The sequence below is a fragment of the Litorivivens sp. genome (assembly GCF_041625495.1).
Lineage (GTDB): Bacteria > Pseudomonadota > Gammaproteobacteria > Pseudomonadales > Spongiibacteraceae > Litorivivens.
Map to the genome: position 1 here is coordinate 1 of NZ_JBFJTH010000055.1, position 21023 is coordinate 21023.

Below are 21023 nucleotides of genomic sequence, written 5' to 3' on the forward strand. Positions count from 1 at the left end.
CAGCGATCTGACCAATTCTAATTTTCCTTATACACCAAAGCATAATGCGCACGCCTTTTTGGTCTACGATCAACCTCTGTCCTTCGCTCATTTTACTGCACGGTTGGATTGGAGCTATCAGGATGAGATGACGTTTCTGACTCCTGCCCCGGAAACCAATTCGGGAGATTCCTATCAGCTATGGAGCGCGCGCATTTCTTTAAGTGACATGAGTGGCTTCGGTGACAGTCGCGTACGGGTTTCGCTTTGGGGTAAAAACCTTGCGGACGAAGAGTACTGGAATTTCGGGGTCGATCTGTTCAGTTTCTTTGGGTACGCCATTAATAGTTATGGTGATCCGAGAACCTACGGTGTCGATCTGGAAATCGAGTTTTAATCAGTCGAATCAGGATATAAATCTAATGAAAGTCCAACCCGCCGCTTTTTTGCGGACTACCCTGCCACTGGATTTCAGTGTGCTGGAAAATCTCGACAGTGGGCGCTACCACTCCATCTGGCTACCAGACCATATGGTGAGCTTCTGGCCTGACTCTATTTGGACACCAGAGTTTACCGATCTGGCAACAGTGTCTCCGTCGCCCCATCGACACCTGGATGGCATGGCCGTGGCGGCTGCAGCTGCAGTGCAGACAAAGAATGTGCCAATTGCCACCAGTGTTGTAGACACCGTACGACGTCATCCTTCCCTGTTGGCTCAATCCGCACTCACGATTGATCATCTCTCGAAGGGTCGGTTTATTCTCGGATTGGGTAGCGGTGAAACCGAAAATACCGTGCCCTACGGCTTTGACTTTTCCAAACCGGTCGGGCGTTTTGAAGAAAGCCTGCAAGTGATTCGCAAGCTGTGGGAAAGTGAGGGGCCAGTCGATTTTGACGGAAAGTTTTTCAAGCTCCAGCATGCCCGGCTGGATACCGAGCCCTATCAAGGTAACTACCCGAAAATCTGGATTGGAGCCAGCGGTCCGCGCATGTTGAAAATCACAGGCCGCTACGCTGATGGCTGGTGGCCGGCCGGTGCCTGGGAGCCGCAAGAGTATGCCGACAAGCTGGCGGTTATTCGTCAGTCTGCCGAAGAAGCGGGGCGCGATCCGATGGCGATAACGCCCGCGTTTATCATGACCTGCCTGATCGGCGACGACGATGAGTTGGCCGAAATTTTGAAGGCCCCGCTGGTTAAAGCCTGGATATTACAAATATCGGCGCCCGCGCTGAAAAAATTTGGATACGACCATCCAATGGGAGAGAACTGGGGTGGGTATCAGGACATCGATCCCGGCATTCTGACGCGCGAGCGTATACTCGACATGCTCGACAAGGTTGATCCGGAAGCGATATTGGCGGTTATTCCCCACGGCTCGCCGAAACAGGTAGCCAAACAGATTAAGGGGTTTGTCGAGGCCGGGCTGCGCGTTCCCAAAGTTCTGGATTACGGCGGCATGGCTGGGTTGAAATACGGTGCTATTTCAGCCCAGAAAGTACGGGAAACCGAAGACGAACTGATGAAGCTGTGTGGGGGTATTGCATGATTTTGAATCCCGTCAAATTGCTCGCTGAGGCCGAACAGCACACTGGGCTAAACGATTACGGCGATGACAGTTTTCCCGAGCGCTTTACCATTGCCATGGCCCAGCTGCAGAAACTGGGTATGGATGAAAGTGGTCAGCAAGCGGCAGCCAAGGTGGCAGTGGGTTTGGTGACCTCGCGCCTGAGCTTTTTTAACGATCATAAAACGATTCCGGGCCTTGCTGACGAAGTGATCGAGCGCCCATTGTTTGCCACTGGCGAACCACGCTCGGGCACAACCCTGTTACATGCGCTGCTCTCGGTTGACCCCGCCGCCCAATCCCTGCGTTTCTGGGAAGTCATGTATCCCTCGCCGCCCCCGGGTCTGGCAAGGCCAGACGATCCGCGTCGCGCGCTGGCAGATGACGATTGGCGCGAGATAAATTCGATGGCTCCCGACTGGCTCAAGATTCACCCTTATAACGATATGTTAGGAGACGGGTTGCCGGAATGTGAGCGCACCTGGGCGATGGATTTCCGGGTGATGACTCCCACTGCCTGGTGGAAGGCACCAATCGGTATGTATGTCGGTGGTATGCCAGTGGATGCCCATGCCCAGTACCGCATTCACAAAATGATGCTGCAGCATTGCCAGTATTGCCCAGATAAAATCGGCCCAGCGAAAAAACACTGGGCGCTTAAAGGTTTTCACGGTCCGCGCCTTAAAGCGTTTTTTGATACCTATCCCGATGCGCGACTGATTTGGATCCACCGCGATCCGGTACAGGTGACAGCTTCACGCATCGGTATGGCGGCGGCGCTTACCAAGGCTTTTGCTCGTGGCAAAGTTGATGTTTCAGAGCAGGCCTCGATTCATTTGGCCGCAACCCGCGCCGGCATTCAGGACACCATGAACAATCCGCTGGTGGATGACCCGCGCATCTTCCATGTGCGCTACAAGGATTTTACCGGTGACCCGGTAGGCACCATTGCCAAATTCTACGCCTTTGCCGGTTACGATTTTACGCCGGAGGCCGAGCACGCCATGCGCGATTATCTCGCCAATAATAAGGGCGATCGCTACGGCAAGTTTGTCTATGCTGCGAGCGACATCGGTGTGGATATTGCTGAATTGAACGACGAGTTCGCCCCATACCGCGAACGTTTTGGCCTCGACGTGGAGGTACGTTAATGCATCCCCGGGTCTGTATCGATTCCATTGCCTTTATGTCCGACTCTCTGGCAACCCAGTCCGAGTACTTCAGACGCCTGGGTGCCAGCAAGGTTACGCTGCTTGGGCACCATATTGCACAGGAGGGCACGGTGGCGGCGCGCGCTGCACTAGACCACGCGGGCTGCCAACTGCAAACGGTGGTGCATCCATTTCTGCCCGCCCAAGCGCTCAAACCCTCGGCGGCCAGTTGGGAGGCACCGCGGGAGGCTCTGGCGAAAAGTATAGATGCCGTAGCGGAGCTGGGGGGCAAGTCTCTTTACATGATCACCGGCGGACACGGCGGCATGATCTGGGAGGAGGCCGCTGAGGTGTTCTGTCAGGCGATTAGCCCGTGTATTGGCCATGCGGCGCAGCGCGGCGTGACACTGATGATTGAAAACGCGCCCCCGCTGTACGCGGATATCCATATTGCCCATAGTCTGCGCGACACTATCACGCTGGCTCGACAGGCAGGAATCGGTGTCTGCATAGACTTGCCCGGCTGCTGGACAGAAGCTGGTCTACAAGATCTGATCCGTGAGGCTGTGCCCATTACCCACCTGGTGCAGGTCAGTGATTATGTCTGCGGCGATCGCTGTGTGCCAGCAAGAGCGGTTCCGGGCGATGGCAATATGCCACTGGAGCGCATGATTGACTGGTTGCTCGACGCCGGTTATACGGGCCTGTTTGATCTGGAATTGATCGGCCCGCGCATTGACGAGGAAGGTGGCTTTGCCGCCACTCAGCGCTCGGCGGAATCCCTCAGTGCACTGCTAGAAAAACTAGGAGCCTGATATGGCCTACGGCGATCACCCCAATGACAAGGTTTTGCGCGACAGCTGGCAGGAATTCTGTCGGCGTCTTGAGCAGGCGGGGGAGCAGGTCTTCAAGGATCACAATCCAGCTACTGATCTACATCGCGCCGACGCGATGCGGTTTTTGATGCAGAATGTGGGGCAGGCTTTTGATCTGGGTTTTGAAACCCGTGATCCAGCATTTCCAACGCTGCATGCCTTCTGTACCCCCAACTGCAAGCTGGGTGGTGACGCGGCAGATTTTACCTACCATCAGGCCTGGATAAGCGGTGACTACGTGTACCGAGTAACCGGTCAGCGTGGCACGGCGAGGTTTATTAATTTTACCGTGCAGGGAGAACGCCCGGAAACGCAGCCGGGCACAGACATCCCCAGCTTACACGAACCCTTTGGTGATATACCTGAGGCCAACCTGTTCGGTCACGATCTCACCGTTGAAAGCGATGGCAGTTTTGAGTTGTTTATCGGCGGAGAAAGGCGCGGCCGCAACTGGCTTCCTGTGACTGCGAAAACTCGCAAGCTGTTTATTCGTCAGGGCTTCGATGGCTGGGATGAATTACCGGCAAAGATGAGCATCGAGCGGATCGGGATGAATGAACCGCGCCCGCTTCCTACAACGCAAACACTGTGCGACGGTATTCACTGGGCGGGTGATTTTATTGAGGGTGTGATGCGTGATTGGCCAGATCATCCCTATCAGTACAGCCCCTTCGTCGACCTGCAAGCGGTCAATCAGTTTCCGTCGGAGCAGGGTGGCGGCGCGGATGAAGATAAACGGCGAGGGCGGGCGGTGGCGAGTCTGTGCTGGGAACTGGCGCCCGAACAGGCCTTACTCATTACTTTTATGCCACCCGACAGCTTCTGGATGGCGGCCCAGATGGGGGTGTTCTTTAATAGTATGGATTTCTGGTACCGGCCTGTAAGTTACACGCCCGCGCGGACCGTCGTCGACAGTGACGGCAAAGTGCGGCTCATTATCAGTCACCGCGACCCCGGTTATCACAACTGGCTTGATACACAGGGCTTTGTGCGCGGTAATCTTTGCTATCGAAACCTGCTGAGTACGGCGGCTACCGATTTTGAAACACGCGTAGTTGCATGTAATGCCTTGCCGGATGTGATGCCGCAAGACAGTATCCAAGTCACGCCGCAAGAACGCCAGCTGCAAATGCAGGCTCGCTTTGATTCGATTCGTCAGCGCTATGGTTTTTGAGGCTGTGCTTTTAACCCTTGCGCCATGGCTATGGTGTCTGTTTCGTCAACCTAAAGCAGTGTTGAAATACTGTCTTGAAGGAGAATAAGAATTGAACGTTGCTCTGATCTGTATTGGTTTGTTGGGTTTATTGTGTATCGCGACAGGATTTAATGTGACTGTTCAGCGCGGCAAAGCCATGGCGATGTATGGTTTCAAAGAAAACCCTGAAGATCCTCTTTACAAAGCCTCTCGCGCCCATGGCAATACCATTGAGTATGCACCAATTCTGGCGGTGATGATGTTTGTGCTGGCGCAGGCACCGATGGCGGAATGGGTCATGTGGAGCATGATTCTTGCAACGTTCAGCCGCTACCTGCTGGTGGCCGGCTTACTGTTGCCAAAAACGATGGCTAAGCCCAACCCAATGCGATTTGTCGGTGCGTTGGGCACGTTTATCGCTGGTGGGATACTTGCTGTGGCAACTGTAACGATGGGGCTCTAGAGCCCTTCAACCATAAACACTCGATAATGCGCTGCTTGCTGCCTATGCTTCAACGCGGCCTGGTATTCCTCGCTGTAGTACCACGTTTTGGCGTCTTCAATCGTCGGGAACTGAAGCACAACCATACCATCAGCGGCGTCGCCTTCCAGCGTTTCCATCTTGCCGTAAACCACCAGCGGGGTGAGCTTGTCGAGGCCAGGGTAGGGTTCGCGATTGGCCTGTTGGTAGCGTTCCATTGCTTGTGGGTCGAGCACTTCACCCTCGCGAATAAAAATCATGTAAGCGGGCATGGAGGTTCCTTTGTGTAGATTATCGAAGAGTTACTTTGTAAGAAGCTGGGCAATTGCGCAAGTTGCCTTAAAAAAATATTTCCAGCGCTAGCAGCTAATGAGGTGTTGTAGAGATGCGGTCACTTTCGCGATTGCCGATTCCGAATAGCTGGCACGATATCGATGCTTGCTGGATGCACAAAGCGCTTGCTCGCGACTGTCCCGGCGCTGTCGTTGATTCTGTAACGCTGGACAGGAGCGACGACGGTACCAATCGACGCGCAAAATTTTCGCTGACTTACGCGGAAGGGGGTGGCCCGCAAGGTTTGTTTCTGAAAGCGCATGCATCCAGCCACCGCTGGGTGCACTTTCGAAATGGCAACCTGTTCAACGAAGCGCGTCTGTTTTCGACTGGTATAGAGCTGCCGCTGGAGCATCCAAAGGTATATGCCAGCCGCTGCGACTATTTACACCTGGATTTTCTGTTGGTGATGGAAGACATCACCTTACGCGGTGCCGATCCACGCGATGCTACCCGCCCTCTGAGTGTCGATCAGGCAGCGAGCGGACTCAAAGCGCTGGCGAGACTGCACAGCCAGTATTGGAACCAGACGCAGAATAAAAAACTGCGGTTTGTGAAACACTGGAAACCTGCCAAAGGCTGGCAGGTGGGGTTGCGCAAGCGTATTCCCATTGGAATGCAGCGCGGCGCCGCGCTGCTGCCAGCTACCATTGGTTCAATGGATGCGGTGCATCTGGTAGAGCTATGGTCACGTTACATCGCGTGCATTGCGAGCAGTTCGAAAACCCTGCTCCATGGCGATGCCCACATAGGTAATACCTATGTGCTGCCGGACAATACTGTCGGATTTCTCGATTGGCAGGTGGTGCGCTGGGGTGGCTGGTCGCAGGATGTAGGATATTTCCTGCAGGGTGCTCTTACCCCTGAAGACAGGCGTCAGAATGATCGTGATTTGCTTCGTGTATACCGGGCCGCATTGACTGTGCCGGAGTCTGACAAACCTTCCCAAGACGATATCTGGCGCGACTATTGTGCGGCAAGTGTATACGGATTGGCCATCTGGTTGTCGACACTGGGCACTGACGGCTGGCAAGACAAAGTGATTTGTGAGGCGCTGGTTGAACGCTATGCCATTGCTTGGGTTGAGTTGGGCGGGCTTGAAAACCTGCAGCAATTGATTACGGCATTGGGTGTAGATTGAAAAGTTGCTCCGGCGGGCCGCGAGCATGATTGGCTCTCGCGGTTGCGAGATTTTTGGCGGAATGGCAGCGCATGAGGCTTTAGGGGAATGACTAGCGAGATCAGTATGAGTGGGAACAGTTATTTAAGTAAGCCGGTTCTGGTGACCGGTGCCAGTGGGTTTGTGGGTAGCCATATAGTACGGCGACTGGTGAGCGATGGGCGCAAAGTGCGGGTGCTACTGCGCAAGACCAGCTCGCGAGCGGCGCTGGAAGGGCTGCCGGTGGAAATCCACTACGGCGATGTGTTGGAGGCGGAAAGTCTGGTCGCTGCCATGCAGGGTTGTGGCTCGGTATTTCACAGCGTGGTTGATCCGCGTTTCTGGCTGACCGATACCACGCCATTGTTTCGCAATAACGTAGAAGGGCTGGTTAACAGCATGGAAGCTGCCTTGAGTTGCGGTATTGAGCGTTTTGTCTTTACCAGTTCGATGGGCACTCTGGGAGTAAACCCCGATGGTCCGGTTACTGAAGATATTGAATTTAACTGGTATGACAAAGCTTCAGCCTACATTATTGCGCGATTGGAAGCTGAACAAACGCTGTTGAAATATTGCCGTGAAAAGCAGCTTCCCGGTGTGGCCTTGTGTGTGGCCAATACTTATGGTCCACACGATTATCAGCCAACGCCCCATAACGGAATGTTATGGCAGGTAGCCAAGGGCAAGGTTGGATTTGCGATGGATGCCGGGGCTCCCAGCGTGGATATTCGCGATGTAGCTGATGCCGCCATACGTGCAGAAACCAAGGGGGCATTGGGTGAACGCTATATCATCGCCAACGAATATATTTCCAATCGTGATTTCTACACCATTGCCACGGATCATATGGGCAACAAGCCGCCGCGAATGATTTCGCTGAAGGTGGGAATGGTTGTGGCAACAATTGCCGAGGCGATTTTCAAATTATTGCACAAAAAGGATTACTTGCTGCGTAAGGATGCGATTGTGCTGTCCGATATTTTTAAGGAAATGGATCATAGTAAAGCGACCCGCGATCTGGGGTGGAATCCGCGACCGGTGCGTGAAACCGTCATTGATGCGGTGGAATGGTTTAAACAACAAGAGGCACAGATATGAGCGAGTACAGAACGATAATCGAGACATTTATGCAGGGCGTGTCTGCGGGCGTGGTCAAGGATGACCTGCTAACGGAGGATATGACTTTTTGGAGCGTGAATTCAGGTGCATCTGACAAAGCGCGGTTTTGCGGCGGCATTGCGCTGCTGGCAAAAGCCGGCAATTATGCGATTGAATACGACATTGTTGCGCTCACGTGCGACGGAGACCGCGCAGTGGCGGAAGTGGAATCCAGCGGAACCCTGATCAATGGTGAAACTATAGCCAACAGCCACGTGTTTATTTTTGAATTCCGCCATGGGCGTATTGCTGCGGTGAAAGAGTTCATGAATCAGTTTGTAGTAAAGGAAAAAATTGCGCCGGTTATGCATAGCTTAATGCAGGGATAGATAGCAGACGGTCAGCGTAGCGTGTCCTGCCTAGGATGAGGTCTTACCCCAGTGGTGCCACACTTTTCAGAATAAGGCTGACCAATTGAGTCTGTTGACTCACTCCTGTCTTAGAGAAAATAGATCGCAAATGCGCTCGGGCGGTATTGCGGCTGATGTGCAGATTTTTACTGGCGTCATCGAGGCTCAGGCCATTGGCCAGGGCAGTCGCCAGGCGACTTTCTGCCGGCGTGAGCCCAAACAACTGGGTAAGGGCGGCCTGGGGTGCATCCAGCCGGGCGTTGGCGTCACTAGCAAAGATAGCGACAACGGCTTCCGATTCGCTTTCACGGTGACGTTTGATGGCTAGCGGTTTTACGGTGAGGCCAAGGTGGCAATCGCCGCTTTGATCGTAGACCGGCATGGCTTGGGCGAATACGTTGTCTCCGCGCGCACGGGCCTTGAGAGCGGCTTCGATGGCCGCGCGAAGTTTCTGGGTGTCTACTGGTCGCCTCAGTGACAATTTGCCGGCATTGAGCGTAATGCCGCGGTTGGCCGCAAGCAGTCTTTCGCCCATGGGATTGGCCTCGACCAGCAGACCGTTTTCATTAATGAAGAAAGTGGCCAGCGCGAGTTGGGATACTGCTTGAGCGTACAGCTCCTTTTCACTGCTGACACTTTCCAGCCGACTGTGAATACGCAATGCGCGCTTCAGGTGGGGGATCAGGTCGTTCAGCAAGGCGCGTTCTTCTGCACTGAAACCCGGTTCGGATTTGTTTCTGGTCAGTCGCAGACTGGCATCAATATCGCCGCCGCTGCTCAGCTCAATGCCAGCGATATGGAAGATACCGAATGGCTCCAGACTGAGCCGATAGAATTCGCTAGCCTGCAGCGCCTCCATATCCAGATGTTCTTCAAGCGTGACGGTGATGTTGTCGGGAATGTTGACGAAGGGGTCCATGCTGTAAAAATGATCACTGTAGGGGTTGTCGCCAATTTCTCCCTCGAGCCCGGGTAGCCCATCGGTAATGATGACCCCACGATCCTGCTCATTCGGAAGTCGCAACAGCAGGACTATACCTTGGGAGTTAAGTGCTAAGCGCAAGGCCTTGAGGGATGGCGACCAGACTGGCTCGGTGAGCGGTGCCTCGTAGATAGCTTCGATAAGGTCGTGTTCGCGTTTATTCATACCAGGATCTGCATGGTCAGTGTGATCCATGCTACAAGAAACGACAGGGCTTGTAATCGCGGCTGCTAGTCCGGGTAGACGATGCGTATTTTGCGAGCTTCTGGGATAAGGGTAGACATCGAACAGGCGGAGCAGTGTTATGCAGGCATTTGAAAACAAGGTAGCGGTGATTACGGGTGCGGGCAGTGGCATCGGAGAAGGCCTGGCGCATCGTTGTGCGCAGGAGGGGATGCGGCTGGTGCTGGCTGATATAAATGCGCAACGTCTCGAAGCCTTGGCCGGGGCGCTTGCGACCGAGACCGTGGTACAAGTCACCGATGTGTCGCACGCGGATGCAGTGGAAGCACTCGCGGCACTGGCCTACGACCATTTTGGGCAGGTTGACCTGCTGTTCAATAACGCAGGTGTGTTGATCGGAGGTGCCAGCTGGGAAGTGCCACTCAAGGACTGGCGCTGGATTCTGGATATCAATCTGATGGGCGTGGTGCACGGTATTCAGGCCTTCGTTCCGCGCATGCTGGCGCAGGGCACGCCGGCTCATATCGTCAACACCTCATCGCTGGCGGGCCTGCTGGCGGCGCCGTTGATGGGGCCCTACACGGTAGGCAAGCAGGCGGTATTGGCACTGACGGAAACTCTCCACTACGAGCTTGCGGAAACCCCCATTGGGGTGTCGGTACTGTGTCCGGGGCCGATTGCCACCGCCATCGCAGGATCGGGTGGAGATCGTCAATCGCAGGTGCAGCAAAGCGAAGGGCAGAAACAGCTAATGCAGTTTCTGAACGATGGTATTCGCCAGGGAATGTCACCGGCGGATTGTGCGTCGCTGGTTTTTGACGCCATTGGCAAGGACCAGTTCTGGATTTTTACCCACGAGGATTTCAAGCCCGAGTATCAGTCTCGTATCGACGATATTCTGAACAATCGTAACCCCGTCTATACGCAGTATACCGTCGGTGATTGAGACGGGCTTACACTATAGCGTATTGCCACCGTGCTAGACTGCCGGTGGCGCGGTTTGTTGCCCGCTGAGGCAATCAACTGGCCTTTGCGACTCGCCCTGAACCAGAATGATAAACACAGGAGCAACCATGGCTGTCAGCCCAGAATTAACCGAAATTCTTGCGTTTATGGATGCGGTCGGTAAGCCGGATCTTGCGCAGGTAACGCCAGCAGACTTCCGCGAGAGCTTTGCCTTTCCGCCGCCAGAACAGGCTCACCCCGTGGCGAGGGTGGAAAACAAAATGATCACAGGGCCTGCCGGCGAGCTGCCGATACGCATCTACACCCCCCAAGGTGATGGCCCCTTCCCGGTGCTGGTTTATTTTCATGGTGGTGGCTTTGTGATCTGCGATCTGGATTCTCACGATGACCAGTGTCGCAAAATGTGCGATGCGATGCGTACGGTTGTCGTATCGGTAGACTACCGTCTTGCGCCGGAAGCTAAATTTCCGGCCGCACCGCAGGACTGTTTCGCCGCTACCCGCTGGTGTGCCGCTAATCAGAGTATGCTGCAGGGCAATGGTCGACTGACTATCGGTGGTGACAGCGCAGGTGGTTGTCTGGCGGCCGCAGTGAGTTTAATGGCAAAAGCCGAGGGCGGTCCGACAATAGATCACCAGTTTTTGATTTATCCGGTGACCAATTGCGCCTTTGATACACCATCCTATCAAGAGTTTTCGGAAGGCTACTTTCTTGAGCGGGAGACCATGCGCTGGTTTTGGCGTCACTACCTGGCCAGTGAAGAAGATGCCAGTAATCCGCTGGCTTCGCCGCTGTTGGCGCCCGATCTAAGCGGATTGCCTGCAGCCACTGTCATCACAGCGGGGTACGATCCGCTGCGTGATGAAGGCAGAGCCTATGCCGATAAGCTGGCAGCAGCTGGGGTTCCGGTTAGTTACCATTGTTTCGACGATATGGTTCACGGCTACCTAGGTTTTCCTGTGCCTCTGACGGCAAGCGCTGAAACCTATCAATTACTTGCACAACAACAATCCAGATAAAGGGAACACACGATGGGTATCTATGCCATGACAGGTGGCGCCACCGGTATCGGCGCCGCAATCAAAAATCAATTGCGCAGTGAGGGGCACACAGTCGTTGTAGTGGATATTAAAGATGCAGATATCATCGCAGATCTGTCGACGGCAGAAGGGCGTCAGGCAGCAGTGGATGGTATTCGCGCAGCGGCCCCGGATGGTCTCGATGGGTTTGTGCCTTGCGCAGGTCTCGGGCCGGCAGCGCGGCCTTTTTCGTTGATCACCCGGGTTAATTTTTTTGGCGCGGTAGCCACTACTGAGGGGGTGCGCGATCTGCTGGTGAAGCGCAGAGGCAGTATCGTGATGATTTCATCCAATTCGGCGCCTATGTTGCCAGACGATGAATACACAGAGCTGTTGCTTGCTGGTGACGAAGCTGCCGCCTGCACTTTTATTGATCAAAAAGATGCCAACCATGCTTACGCCGGTGGTAAGCGGGCATTGAGTCAGTGGATGCGGCAGAACGCTGCCGAGTATGCTGCTCAGGGGGTTCGTCTGAATGCTGTGGCGCCGGGAATAACCCAGACTCCCCTGGTGGACGCTTCCCACAAAGACCCCGAAGTGGGGCAGGCAATGAAAGACTTTGCGGCCACCGTGCCCATTGGTCGTGTGGGTGAGCCCACGGATATTGCACAGGCGGTGTGTTTTCTGCTGAGTGACAAGGCTAGCTTTGTGGCCGGCTCCGTTGTATTTGTCGACGGCGGCCACGACGCCATGTTGCGGCCCATGCAGTTCTAAGCTCTTCATCGGCAGCGATATTTCGCGTAGTCTCCCGGCTTTGTGCACACGGATGCCGAGTTACGCATGTTCGCTACGATTACACCGGTCATCGTTCCCATCGTTGCCTGCATAGTGTTGGGTATCTGGTGGGGGCGCAGCCAGCCCAGTTTCCCTAACGGTTTTGTCGGCGACCTGGTCATGAAGATCGGGGCGCCGGCGTTGATTATTGGCACCCTGGGTGCCACCGATTTGGCTTTCTCTGCTTTGCTGGAAGTGGCGCTCGCGGCCTTGGTGCTGATGTTGATCACTGCCATTCTTGCAGTGCTGGTATGCACGATATGTGGCTGGCCGGTGCGCGATATTGGTGTGCCGCTGGTGGCGGGCAACTCCGGGAATATGGGCTTGCCCCTGTGCCTGTTTGCGTTTGGGCCAGAAGGTCTCGCGTTATCGCTGGGCGTATTTGTTTTGTTCAGCCTTATCCATTTTTCATTGGGAACGGCGATTCTTACCGCCTCAGTGCCAGGAAGAGCTCTACTGCGCTCGCCGCTGATCTGGTCGGGATTGCTGGCCATCGTGTTAATAGCGTTTGAAGTGGAATTTTCAACCACGGTGGGTAATACCCTGAATTTGCTTGGTGGTATGGCAATACCATTGATGCTGCTGACGCTCGGGGTGTCTCTGGTGGAACTGAAGTTACGTGATGCGGCCACGGCTCTGGCGATGGGGGCCGCCCGGATTGGCGTTTCCCTTACCGCCGGTGTCATCACGGTAATGGTGCTGGAGTTGGAGGGTGTGCTGCGCGGTGTGATCCTGTTGCAGGCGGCGACACCGGCAGCTGTCTTCAATTATCTGCTGGCCCAGCAGTACCGGCGCAGCCCGGAAGCGGTAGCGGGGCTGGTGATGGCATCAACGGTTATCAGTTTTGCGACAATACCGTTGGTGGTTGGGTTTCTATTGTGATTCAGCGGCAGCCCATTGGGTGCCGTAGCGCCAGCAGGCAGCGCACGCTTTAGATGAGGCAGTAGAAAGCGACTTAATAAAAGCCGCGCTTATCCTGGATTTCATCCACAATCTTTGCCGCGTTGTCATAGACCGTTGCTACCTTTACGTCCACCCCTGCTTCAACTCGGCGAGAGATCATCGTAATCGGAAACACAAACTCCCGTTTGCCAGGGATTTCCAGCGCGCGGCTACGACCGAGGTTGTCGAGGTAGATCGTCCAGTACAAGCCCTTTTCCTTGCGCAGAATCTCACCCAGGATCATTCCCATGCCCTGAAGCTTCGCGGTTTCGTCCGGTTTGACGAGCTTGCGGTCAAGCAGGGCCTGCAAAACAGTCAGATCATTGTATTTGTTGCCGTTGAACTGGCGGCCCAGCTCCAGGCGGGCGATGTCTTCGAGCGCACCAATTTGGGTTTCCATGTAGCGCCGATCCATCTCTGAGGGTGCTTCTGTACGGAAATTCTCACCTGTCGCAAGGGCAGGCAGCAGTGCCAGCATCAAACTCATTAACAGTCGCATGGTAGACCTCCTTACTACATACCTTTGCGTTAGACCGGATTTTAGGCGCAGAGTTTAGGCGATGCCAGTAAATCCGGGCTATGCGCGCAAAAGTCGCTTGAGCTTGGGCAGACCCGCCATTACCATTAGCGCCTTGCTTGATTTGGGAGATGTTACATGATTACCGGCAGTATGGTCGCGCTGGTGACGCCGATGCTCGAAGATGGCAGTCTGGACTGGCAAGCCCTTGCCAATCTACTGGACTGGCACATCGAAAGTGGCACCGACGCCATTGTGGCCGTAGGTACAACGGGCGAGTCGTCAACACTCGATGTGGATGAGCACTGTGAAGTGATTCGCAGCGTGGTTGCCCGCGTCGGTGGTCGTATTCCGGTTATCGCCGGTACCGGCGCAAACTCCACTACAGAAGCGATCGAGCTGACCGTAGCGGCCAGCAAGGCCGGCGCCGACGCCTGTCTTCTAGTGACGCCGTATTACAACAAGCCGACTCAGGAAGGCCTGTATCAGCACTACAAGAAAATTGCGGAAGCCGTTAATATCCCGCAGATTCTGTACAATGTGCCGGGTCGCACAGCCTGTGATCTGAGTAACGAGACAGTTTTTCGGCTGGCAGACATTGATAACATCGTCGGCATCAAGGATGCCACCGGCGATATGGTGCGAGGAAAAGCCCTGATTGAGGGCGTTCGCGGCCGAATGGCTGTGTATTCCGGCGACGACGCGACAGCCATGGAACTGATGCTGATGGGCGGGGTCGGAAATATCTCCGTGACCGCCAATGTGGCACCGGTGCAAGTGGCGCAGATGAGTAAGGCCGCTATTGCGGGTGACCGCGAGCTGGCAGATAAACTTAATAAACCCATAGACATTCTTCACCACAAGCTGTTTCTCGAAGCCAACCCCATACCGGTGAAATGGGCGCTCTATGAAATGGGGCGCATGGATAAAGGTATTCGATTGCCGTTGACGCCGCTCGGTGAGTGGGCGCGTGACGAATTGCGCGAGGCTTTGAAAGCAGCGTCTGTATTGTGACCTCAGGAAACCGAATGAAGCAGATCTGGATACTGTTACTGGGTGTGGCCGTAGCGAGTGGCTGTACCTGGCGCGATCGCGCCAATGACTACCGCCAGGCCTCGCTGTCCAAGCCACTGGTGTTGCCGCAGGGTATCAGCGGCTCCGCCCTGCATGATAGCTACCGGGTGCCGGGCATTGAGTCCCATGTGGTCTTGCCGGGAGAATTCGCAGTTCCGAAGCCGGATCCTTTGGTTAAAGATTCCGATCAGGGTGTGGTGCGCGTTCAGAAAATGGGCGACGACCGCTGGATTTTGCTGGATGGCACGCCGGGTCAGATCTGGCCGCGATTGCGCGGCTTTTTGAATCTTGGCGGCTTTCCAGTGGCCCGCACCGACGCGGTGAACGGCCTGATAGAAACAGGTTGGGTTCAACCCAAGGGCGATTTACCTCGCGAGAGATTCCGTTTCCGGATCGATCAAGGGGTGCAGCGTGGCACCAGTGAAATACATGTGCTGCAGTCGGTGGTAGAAAACGATCAGGGTCAATGGTCGCGCGGCTCATTCAGTGAGCAGCGTGAACAGGCAATGACCATGGCACTGGCGCAGTATCTCGCAGATTCAGAAGCAGCGAGCAGCGTATCCATGTTGGCGGAGCGCAATGTGGATGCCGGCGGCAAAATCTTCCTGGAGGGAGGCAGTGATCCACATATTCGGCTACTGCTTCCCTATGAGCGCGCCTGGGCGTCACTGGCAAACGCGTTGGAAAAATCCGGTTTTATCATCGATGATCTGAACCGCAGTGAGGGACGCTACTGGGTCACAATTGATACCGACGCTGATAGCAGCCTGTGGTTCCGTCGCCTGGTGAAAGATGAAGATGTCAAAGGTGGCAGTTTTATCGTGGATATGGGTCAAGTTGAAGGCGGCGAGATTCAGATCCGGGTTACTGCAAAGGATAAAAGCGAAAGCAATGCAGCGATCCTGGATCGCGTGCTGAAGCAGATAAAGGGCTTTATTTCCTAAGCGTTATACTTTCAATAAACAACGGCGGCACCATGCGTTTTGCTTCTCTGGGTAGCGGCAGTCGAGGCAACGGCACATTGCTGGAAAGTGACTCGACCTGCCTGCTGGTTGACTGTGGCTTTACCATGCGCGAGACCGAGCGGCGCATGGCGAGGCTCGGTCGGCAGGTGAGTGATCTCAGCGGCATACTGGTAACACACGAACATTCGGATCACATCAAAGGGGTTGTGCCACTGGCGCGCAAGTATGGTTTGCCTGTGTATGCAACGCACGGCACCGCCCAGTACGATGGTATGGCCAAACTGCCCGGCCTGCACGAAGTGAATACCCACGGGACGTTTCAGGTGGGGGATATCGAGGTTTCCGCGGTGGCGGTGCCTCACGATGCCCGCGAACCCTGCCAGTATGTCTTCTCTCACCGCAATCGTCGTTTCGGTCTGCTAACGGATCTGGGTAGCATTACCCAGTTCGTGGTTGAGCAGTACCGCAATTGCGATGCCCTGGTACTGGAATTCAATCACGACAGTGACATGCTCGCCTATGGGCCTTATCCGCCCAGCCTGAAGCGGCGTGTTGGTGGCGACTGGGGGCATCTGAACAATAGGCAGGCGGCGCAGTTGCTGTCGCAGCTTGAATTGTCGCGTCTCCAGCATATTGTTATGGCTCATATAAGCGAAAAGAATAATACCGTGGCGTTGGCAGAAAGGGCGCTGGGCACGGTGCTGGAGTCGGGTGATGCCGCGATTTCGGCGGATCAGGAAAGTGGCTTTGATTGGCTGGCCATTGCCTGAGCGCAACGGCGCAGCGGGTTTGCAGCGCTCCGGGGCGTTGCGCCCCGGAGCCGTTCTTGCTAGTCGATCAGGCCGTATTGATCGCGCAGTATCTCGATAATTTCGGCTTTGGGGTTTTCCGACAGCTCGAGTTTTTCGCCGGTGATTTTCTCGGCAATACCCACGTAGGTTTTTGACACTTCCATCAGGACGGATTCCGGCAGAGCGTTGTCGCGTGCCAGGGCTTTGCGCTCTTCCATTCGGTCCTTGTTTAGCAGGATATCCGAATCCGGGAAGTGGCTCAGCAGCAATTGGCGGAAACCCTCTTTCGAGTTCTCGATGATTTTTCCGTCGCGGTAGGATGCGCCATCCCAAATGCGAGAAGAATCAGGGGTGCCCACTTCATCCATGTAGATCAGCTTTTCGTTGCCGGCCTTGTCGGTGACGTAGCCAAACTCAAACTTGGTGTCCACGAAGATCTGATCCAGCTTGGCCAGTTCATCGCTGATTACGTTGAAGCCTTCTTTAAGCAGCTTTTCGTAGAGGTCGATATCGCCCTTGCTGGCGAAATTAAAGGCTTCAAAATTGTCTTCAATGTTGGCGCGGGTGATGTTCACATCGTCCTGCGCGGGTACACCGGGAATGCCTTCGAGGATGCCCTTGGTGGATGGGGTGATCAGCAGCTCGGGCAGCTTCTGGTCTTTTTTCAGACCTTCAGGCACTTCAATGCCGCAGAATTCGCGCTCGCCTTTGGCGTAGGAGCGCCACATGGAGCCGGTGATGTACTGTCGAGCGATCGCTTCAATCATTACCGGACGGGCTTTTTGCACAATCCAGACAAAGGGGTGGGGAATGTCGAGGATATGGCTGTCGGCGAGACCGTTCTCACGGAACAGTTTGAACCAGTGGTTGGAAATGGCGTTCAGTGCGGCGCCTTTGCCGGGTACGCCATTCATGCCGCCTTCGCCGTGCCAAACGCACTCAAATGCCGAGATCCGGTCGCTGATTACCATGATGGCCAGCGGCGCATCCGCAGCAACGTCATAGCCTTTTTCCTGGATCAGGCGGCGGCTGTCAGCGTCGGATAACCAATACACGGAGCGAACTTTGCCGCTGTGAACAGGTGCGTCGGTACGGATCGGCAGATCATTGTTTACCGCCAAAACTTTATCGGCAAGACTCATATTGATTTGTCCTGTAGTCATTCCCGCCGGGGTTGCCGGCTACGAGATCAGTCAAAGAGTTACGAGCCAGAAAACCCCATGGCTTTCAGGGTGTTGGGGTCAGCTGACTTCAGTGAGCCGGCGATTTTAGCAGATATCCACAGGCATGCCATAGTGGGCGGGCGGTCGTAATCTTGGTGTGGGCGGCTGTCAACGCCCGGTGCCGGTTGCGCGGTTGTCGCTCGCGGGCTCTAGCACTTGGCGCTCCCAGTCCTTGGGCGTCTTCCACTTCTTGTTACTCATCCACCAGGTGGTCGGCTGTTCGCGGATTGAGCGCTCGCAGGCCTGAATAAAGCGTTCCAATATCTCGGTGCCACCGGCGCTGTGGGGCGGTTCAGCCAGAATCTCCCAGCGAATACTGTAGCGTCCCCGGCTTAAGCGTCTTGGGTGGACAAATACAACCACGGCCTGCGTGGCTTCAGCGATAGCCTGAGGCCCATAGTAAAATGGAGCCTGTTGACTGAAGAAGGGGTGCCAAAAGCGTTTTTCCCGGCTAATGGGAGACTGGTCTGCCGCGAGCAGTATGGCGCGGAAGGATTTGCGCAGGCGCAGTATTTCCCGGCCGGTGCTTTTCATTGCTACTGGTTTGCCAAATCGCGCGCGGCCGGCTTTGATAAATGCGTCTACGTGTGGGTTATGCAGCGGCTTGTAAACACCCGCTACTGGACATGGCAGTGCCATGCAGATGCTGCCCACAAGCCATTCAATATTGCTTTGATGCAGGGTGAGTATCAGCATCGATTGCTCACGCTCGATGTAGGGTTGCAAGCATTCGGGGTTTTCCACATGAACCCGTTCGCGAATCTCCTCTTCGCTCATCGTGAAACCCTTCAGAGTTTCCACGGCAGCTTCGGCAAAATAGCGTTGGAAATCCCGTTTGATCTTTTTCTTCTCAGCGGCAGTGGCGTCGGGGAACATAATGCCGAGGTTTCGCTCTATGACCTTGCGGCGATAGCCAGCCACATTAAAAGCCAGTACGCGCAGCACGGCGGCCAGAGCGTAGAGAACAGGAAAAGGCAGGTGTGATAGTGCTTTAATCAGACGGGTCATGGGGCTTTGTATAGATGGTTTAAGGGGCTGTACTGCGTGGCCAGAGCGCGTATAGTAACGGAAAATTCATAAAGACTCTTTATAATGTTGGGCCGGTGTCAGTTGTCGCGTACGCCGTCACCCGATGGGGTGACCGAACTATGACGCGGATGCCGCAGTGCGACCGGTTTGGCGGTCAGCCGGTGCAGAAAGAGATACAGGTTTTATGCAGATAATTCAACGTTGGGCTCCCTGGGTCACCGGATTGTTGCTTGCGGTGGCAGGCTGGCTGACGGCCCTGCTGTGCTGGGAGTTAGTCGGCCTGGCGACAGCTGATCGCACGCCGATAAATTTCGCGCCACCCCCAGCGACCAAAATACACGATAGTAGTCCGTCCTATGACCTCAACGCGGTGGTCAGTGTGCCGCTGTTTGGTGAAGCCAACAAGGCGGTGATCGCACCTGTAGTAAGTGACGAGGTCAAACGCAGCAACCTGCGCATCAATCTGCTGGGTGTTGTGGCTGGCGGTGATCAGGGGGTGGCGATACTCAAGCACGATGGCAAGGAGTACGCCTATAAGGTAGGCGACCGGCTGGATGTGAGTGAAACCATCACGCTTGCGGCTGTCGAGGCTGAATATGTGATTATCTCCCGAGCGGGCGGCAACGAGAAAATTGAGCTGGAGCAGAGCCGTCGCTCCGGAACGAATGATATCCGAGTGGTTCAGCGTGGGGGAGGGCAGCGAACCCAGAATATCAACCTGAATGATCCGTCCATAAGGCGGCTGGTGGGTGATCCCCGGCAGACGCTGAACAATAATCCGCTGCGGCTGACCCGTTATATATCGGCTAACCCATATGTGCAGGGCGGTAAAACCGTAGGCTTTCAGGTGCAGGCAGGTCGTGACAAACGCCTGTTCGGACAGCTGGGACTGCAGGGCGGTGATGTCGTTACCAGTATAAATGGTCTGCGCGTAGGTGAAGCGCCGGTCAGCGATCTGTTAAACTCCGTGAATTCCAGTCAGACCGTGGAGGTGGAAATCCTCCGCAACGGTCTGCCACAGACAATAAGATTGAATTTATGATGAAAAAATCCTGGCTGGCTGCCGGCCTGCTGGCGTCGGCGTTGAGTGTTTCTGTGCTGCCGTCTTTTGCTGTCGCAGAAGAAACCTTTGAGCTGGACATGCGTGGTGTTGATATTCGCGAGTTTATCAATACGGTGTCCAAGCTGACTGGCAAAACCATCGTAGTGGACGAGCGCGTCAAGGGTGATGTGAACATCAAAAGCCCGCGACAGCTAAGCCGCTCCGAACTTTACGAAGTCTTCTTGCTGCAGCTTGGTGTCAGTGGTTTCTCCGTCGTGGATATGGGCAGCGGCATTCTTAAAGTCATACCCAATCAGGCGGCCAAAATTGAGGGTATTGAAGTACAGGTCGACGGTGATGAACCGCTGCAGAGCGAATCAATCATCACGCGGATCGTGCAGGTGCAAAATGTTGACGTGGACAAGCTGATTCCGTCGTTGCGCCCCCTGATCGACAACCGTACCGGTGTTATTACGCCTTACAGCGCCTCAAACGTGATCCTGATTACTGATCGTGAATCCAATGTTCGTCGCCTGTTGCAGATTATTCAGCAGGTGGATCGCGCCGATTCGCAATCCATGGAAACTGTGCCGCTGACCAATGCCTCCGCCAAGGAGCTGGAGCGTATCCTTACCAAGCTGATTAACGATCAGGCCAAAGAGCAGGGAACGCCGAAGCCGATTATCACCTCGGATTTGCGTACCAATACGCTGGTGATTTTTGGGGATAACAATTCTCGCGCTTACTTAAAGCGGCTGATTCGCGAACTCGACAGTGAAGTTAAAACCTCATCTAACGTGCGGGTACATTACCTGCGATACGCTAAGGCCGAAGAAATGGTGCCGGTGTTGAAAAGCGTTAGCGAAGCCATGCTGAAGCAGGAAGGCGAGCGTGAGGCGGTCAGCAAGAGCAACATCAATATTGAAGCCCACGAGCAGACTAACTCCGTGGTGTTGTCTGGTAGCCCCCATATTATCCGTAATCTCGCGGATGTGATTTCCAGTTTGGATATTCGTCGGGCGCAGGTGTTGGTTGAAGCCATCATTATTGAACTGACAGATCGCCGCGCGAAAGAGCTGGGTGTGCAGTGGCTGTTCCGTGGAGACCCGAATGGCACGGCGCCGATTGGTGGTATTAATTTCGGTTCCACAACACCTGCAGGCATTTTCAATGTGGCTGGTGCGGCAAGTGCCGGTGGCGATGCGCTCGG

22 protein-coding genes and 1 pseudogene are annotated in these 21023 nt (G+C 54.9%); 18 read left to right on the plus strand and 5 right to left on the minus strand.

Going from position 1 to position 21023, the window contains the following annotated elements; all coding sequences use genetic code 11:
* The 6 genes and pseudogenes from ABYP39_RS08415 to ABYP39_RS08440 form a co-directional block, all read left to right on the plus strand.
* Nucleotides 1–376: pseudogene (locus ABYP39_RS08415) on the plus strand (hypothetical protein); the annotation flags it as partial.
* A 25-nt stretch (nt 377–401) separates the two neighbouring features.
* Complete coding sequence (locus ABYP39_RS08420) at nt 402–1526, plus strand: LLM class flavin-dependent oxidoreductase (protein ID WP_372782036.1); 1125 nt, start codon at nt 402–404, stop codon at nt 1524–1526.
* Nucleotides 1523–2695, plus strand: coding sequence for a sulfotransferase (locus tag ABYP39_RS08425; RefSeq protein WP_372782038.1), 1173 nt, complete (start codon nt 1523–1525; stop codon nt 2693–2695). The genes ABYP39_RS08420 and ABYP39_RS08425 overlap by 4 nt, the downstream gene beginning before the upstream one ends.
* A complete protein-coding gene (locus ABYP39_RS08430) occupies nt 2695–3510 on the plus strand; it encodes a sugar phosphate isomerase/epimerase family protein (protein WP_372782040.1) in 816 nt (271 codons plus the stop codon). Before ABYP39_RS08425 ends, ABYP39_RS08430 begins: the two co-directional genes overlap by 1 nt.
* Before the next feature lies 1 nt (nt 3511).
* Nucleotides 3512–4744, plus strand: coding sequence for a hypothetical protein (locus ABYP39_RS08435; protein ID WP_372749748.1), 1233 nt, complete (start codon nt 3512–3514; stop codon nt 4742–4744).
* Between the two features lie 91 nt (nt 4745–4835).
* The gene (locus ABYP39_RS08440; RefSeq protein ID WP_372749749.1) at nt 4836–5228 is read left to right on the plus strand and encodes an MAPEG family protein; all 393 of its coding nucleotides are present in this window, start codon (nt 4836–4838) and stop codon (nt 5226–5228) included.
* Here ABYP39_RS08440 and ABYP39_RS08445 read toward each other — a convergent pair.
* Nucleotides 5225–5518: a DUF1330 domain-containing protein gene (locus tag ABYP39_RS08445; protein WP_372749750.1), complete on the minus strand. Its 294-nt coding sequence runs from the start codon at nt 5516–5518 to the stop codon at nt 5225–5227. The two genes, ABYP39_RS08440 and ABYP39_RS08445, sit on opposite strands and share 4 nt — an antisense overlap.
* Nucleotides 5519–5631: 113 nt before the next feature.
* Between ABYP39_RS08445 and ABYP39_RS08450 the strand changes: the two genes are divergently transcribed.
* The 3 genes from ABYP39_RS08450 (at nt 5632) to ABYP39_RS08460 (ending at nt 8225) form a co-directional block, all read left to right on the plus strand.
* The gene (locus ABYP39_RS08450; RefSeq protein WP_372782042.1) at nt 5632–6720 is read left to right on the plus strand and encodes a phosphotransferase; all 1089 of its coding nucleotides are present in this window, start codon (nt 5632–5634) and stop codon (nt 6718–6720) included.
* A gap of 105 nt (nt 6721–6825) precedes the next feature.
* Nucleotides 6826–7836, plus strand: coding sequence for an NAD-dependent epimerase/dehydratase family protein (locus ABYP39_RS08455; protein WP_372782044.1), 1011 nt, complete (start codon nt 6826–6828; stop codon nt 7834–7836).
* A complete protein-coding gene (locus tag ABYP39_RS08460; RefSeq protein WP_372763992.1) occupies nt 7833–8225 on the plus strand; it encodes a nuclear transport factor 2 family protein in 393 nt (130 codons plus the stop codon). The genes ABYP39_RS08455 and ABYP39_RS08460 overlap by 4 nt, the downstream gene beginning before the upstream one ends.
* Before the next feature lie 43 nt (nt 8226–8268).
* On the opposite strand, the gene ABYP39_RS08465 is transcribed toward ABYP39_RS08460, so the two are convergent.
* Nucleotides 8269–9393, minus strand: coding sequence for a helix-turn-helix transcriptional regulator (locus ABYP39_RS08465; protein ID WP_372782046.1), 1125 nt, complete (start codon nt 9391–9393; stop codon nt 8269–8271).
* A gap of 139 nt (nt 9394–9532) precedes the next feature.
* Between ABYP39_RS08465 and ABYP39_RS08470 the strand changes: the two genes are divergently transcribed.
* The 4 genes from ABYP39_RS08470 (at nt 9533) to ABYP39_RS08485 (ending at nt 13112) form a co-directional block, all read left to right on the plus strand.
* Complete coding sequence (locus tag ABYP39_RS08470; RefSeq protein ID WP_372759082.1) at nt 9533–10357, plus strand: SDR family NAD(P)-dependent oxidoreductase; 825 nt, start codon at nt 9533–9535, stop codon at nt 10355–10357.
* Between the two features lie 127 nt (nt 10358–10484).
* On the plus strand, nt 10485–11396 hold the full coding sequence (locus ABYP39_RS08475) for an alpha/beta hydrolase (protein WP_372782048.1): 912 nt from the start codon (nt 10485–10487) through the stop codon (nt 11394–11396).
* A gap of 12 nt (nt 11397–11408) precedes the next feature.
* Nucleotides 11409–12170, plus strand: coding sequence for an SDR family oxidoreductase (locus tag ABYP39_RS08480; protein ID WP_372749545.1), 762 nt, complete (start codon nt 11409–11411; stop codon nt 12168–12170).
* Between the two features lie 66 nt (nt 12171–12236).
* A complete protein-coding gene (locus tag ABYP39_RS08485) occupies nt 12237–13112 on the plus strand; it encodes an AEC family transporter (protein ID WP_372782050.1) in 876 nt (291 codons plus the stop codon).
* Nucleotides 13113–13185: 73 nt separating this feature from the next.
* On the opposite strand, the gene ABYP39_RS08490 is transcribed toward ABYP39_RS08485, so the two are convergent.
* A complete protein-coding gene (locus ABYP39_RS08490; RefSeq protein WP_372782052.1) occupies nt 13186–13671 on the minus strand; it encodes a DUF3806 domain-containing protein in 486 nt (161 codons plus the stop codon).
* 156 nt (nt 13672–13827) lie between these two features.
* Between ABYP39_RS08490 and dapA the strand changes: the two genes are divergently transcribed.
* From dapA to ABYP39_RS08505, 3 genes are read left to right on the plus strand one after another with little or no spacing between them, the layout of a single operon-like run.
* Nucleotides 13828–14703 (plus strand): 4-hydroxy-tetrahydrodipicolinate synthase, encoded by an 876-nt coding sequence (dapA, locus tag ABYP39_RS08495; protein ID WP_372750596.1) that lies wholly within the window; start codon nt 13828–13830, stop codon nt 14701–14703.
* A gap of 14 nt (nt 14704–14717) precedes the next feature.
* Complete coding sequence (gene bamC, locus ABYP39_RS08500; RefSeq protein WP_372782054.1) at nt 14718–15707, plus strand: outer membrane protein assembly factor BamC; 990 nt, start codon at nt 14718–14720, stop codon at nt 15705–15707.
* A gap of 32 nt (nt 15708–15739) precedes the next feature.
* On the plus strand, nt 15740–16498 hold the full coding sequence (locus ABYP39_RS08505; protein ID WP_372758516.1) for an MBL fold metallo-hydrolase: 759 nt from the start codon (nt 15740–15742) through the stop codon (nt 16496–16498).
* Between the two features lie 59 nt (nt 16499–16557).
* Here ABYP39_RS08505 and ABYP39_RS08510 read toward each other — a convergent pair whose 3' ends face one another.
* A complete protein-coding gene (locus ABYP39_RS08510; protein ID WP_372750225.1) occupies nt 16558–17661 on the minus strand; it encodes a phosphoribosylaminoimidazolesuccinocarboxamide synthase in 1104 nt (367 codons plus the stop codon).
* A 189-nt stretch (nt 17662–17850) separates the two neighbouring features.
* Nucleotides 17851–18750 carry a lysophospholipid acyltransferase family protein gene (locus ABYP39_RS08515; RefSeq protein ID WP_372782056.1) on the minus strand — a complete coding sequence of 300 codons (900 nt, stop codon included), beginning with the start codon at nt 18748–18750 and terminating at the stop codon, nt 17851–17853.
* Between the two features lie 205 nt (nt 18751–18955).
* Here ABYP39_RS08515 and gspC point away from each other — a divergent pair, with 205 nt between their 5' ends.
* Together gspC and ABYP39_RS08525 are read left to right on the plus strand one after the other, a co-directional pair.
* Nucleotides 18956–19813, plus strand: coding sequence for a type II secretion system protein GspC (gspC, locus tag ABYP39_RS08520; protein WP_372782058.1), 858 nt, complete (start codon nt 18956–18958; stop codon nt 19811–19813).
* On the plus strand, nt 19810–21023 hold a 1214-nt coding region (locus ABYP39_RS08525), incomplete at its 3' end, for a secretin N-terminal domain-containing protein (protein ID WP_372782060.1). The genes gspC and ABYP39_RS08525, both read left to right, overlap by 4 nt.

Bases quoted from the DNA above. Each gene is read 5' to 3' on its own strand.
- ABYP39_RS08420 (WP_372782036.1), top strand. From the start codon at position 402: ATGAAAGTCCAACCCGCCGCTTTTTTGCGGACTACCCTGCCACTGGAT.
- ABYP39_RS08425 (WP_372782038.1), top strand. From the start codon at position 1,523: ATGATTTTGAATCCCGTCAAATTGCTCGCTGAGGCCGAACAGCACACT.
- ABYP39_RS08430 (WP_372782040.1), top strand. From the start codon at position 2,695: ATGCATCCCCGGGTCTGTATCGATTCCATTGCCTTTATGTCCGACTCT.
- ABYP39_RS08435 (WP_372749748.1), top strand. From the start codon at position 3,512: ATGGCCTACGGCGATCACCCCAATGACAAGGTTTTGCGCGACAGCTGG.
- ABYP39_RS08445 (WP_372749750.1), bottom strand. From the start codon at position 5,518: ATGCCCGCTTACATGATTTTTATTCGCGAGGGTGAAGTGCTCGACCCA.
- ABYP39_RS08450 (WP_372782042.1), top strand. From the start codon at position 5,632: ATGCGGTCACTTTCGCGATTGCCGATTCCGAATAGCTGGCACGATATC.
- ABYP39_RS08455 (WP_372782044.1), top strand. From the start codon at position 6,826: ATGAGTGGGAACAGTTATTTAAGTAAGCCGGTTCTGGTGACCGGTGCC.
- ABYP39_RS08460 (WP_372763992.1), top strand. From the start codon at position 7,833: ATGAGCGAGTACAGAACGATAATCGAGACATTTATGCAGGGCGTGTCT.
- ABYP39_RS08465 (WP_372782046.1), bottom strand. From the start codon at position 9,393: ATGAATAAACGCGAACACGACCTTATCGAAGCTATCTACGAGGCACCG.
- ABYP39_RS08470 (WP_372759082.1), top strand. From the start codon at position 9,533: ATGCAGGCATTTGAAAACAAGGTAGCGGTGATTACGGGTGCGGGCAGT.
- ABYP39_RS08475 (WP_372782048.1), top strand. From the start codon at position 10,485: ATGGCTGTCAGCCCAGAATTAACCGAAATTCTTGCGTTTATGGATGCG.
- ABYP39_RS08480 (WP_372749545.1), top strand. From the start codon at position 11,409: ATGGGTATCTATGCCATGACAGGTGGCGCCACCGGTATCGGCGCCGCA.
- ABYP39_RS08485 (WP_372782050.1), top strand. From the start codon at position 12,237: ATGTTCGCTACGATTACACCGGTCATCGTTCCCATCGTTGCCTGCATA.
- ABYP39_RS08490 (WP_372782052.1), bottom strand. From the start codon at position 13,671: ATGCGACTGTTAATGAGTTTGATGCTGGCACTGCTGCCTGCCCTTGCG.
- dapA (WP_372750596.1), top strand. From the start codon at position 13,828: ATGATTACCGGCAGTATGGTCGCGCTGGTGACGCCGATGCTCGAAGAT.
- bamC (WP_372782054.1), top strand. From the start codon at position 14,718: ATGAAGCAGATCTGGATACTGTTACTGGGTGTGGCCGTAGCGAGTGGC.
- ABYP39_RS08505 (WP_372758516.1), top strand. From the start codon at position 15,740: ATGCGTTTTGCTTCTCTGGGTAGCGGCAGTCGAGGCAACGGCACATTG.
- ABYP39_RS08510 (WP_372750225.1), bottom strand. From the start codon at position 17,661: ATGAGTCTTGCCGATAAAGTTTTGGCGGTAAACAATGATCTGCCGATC.
- ABYP39_RS08515 (WP_372782056.1), bottom strand. From the start codon at position 18,750: ATGACCCGTCTGATTAAAGCACTATCACACCTGCCTTTTCCTGTTCTC.
- gspC (WP_372782058.1), top strand. From the start codon at position 18,956: ATGCAGATAATTCAACGTTGGGCTCCCTGGGTCACCGGATTGTTGCTT.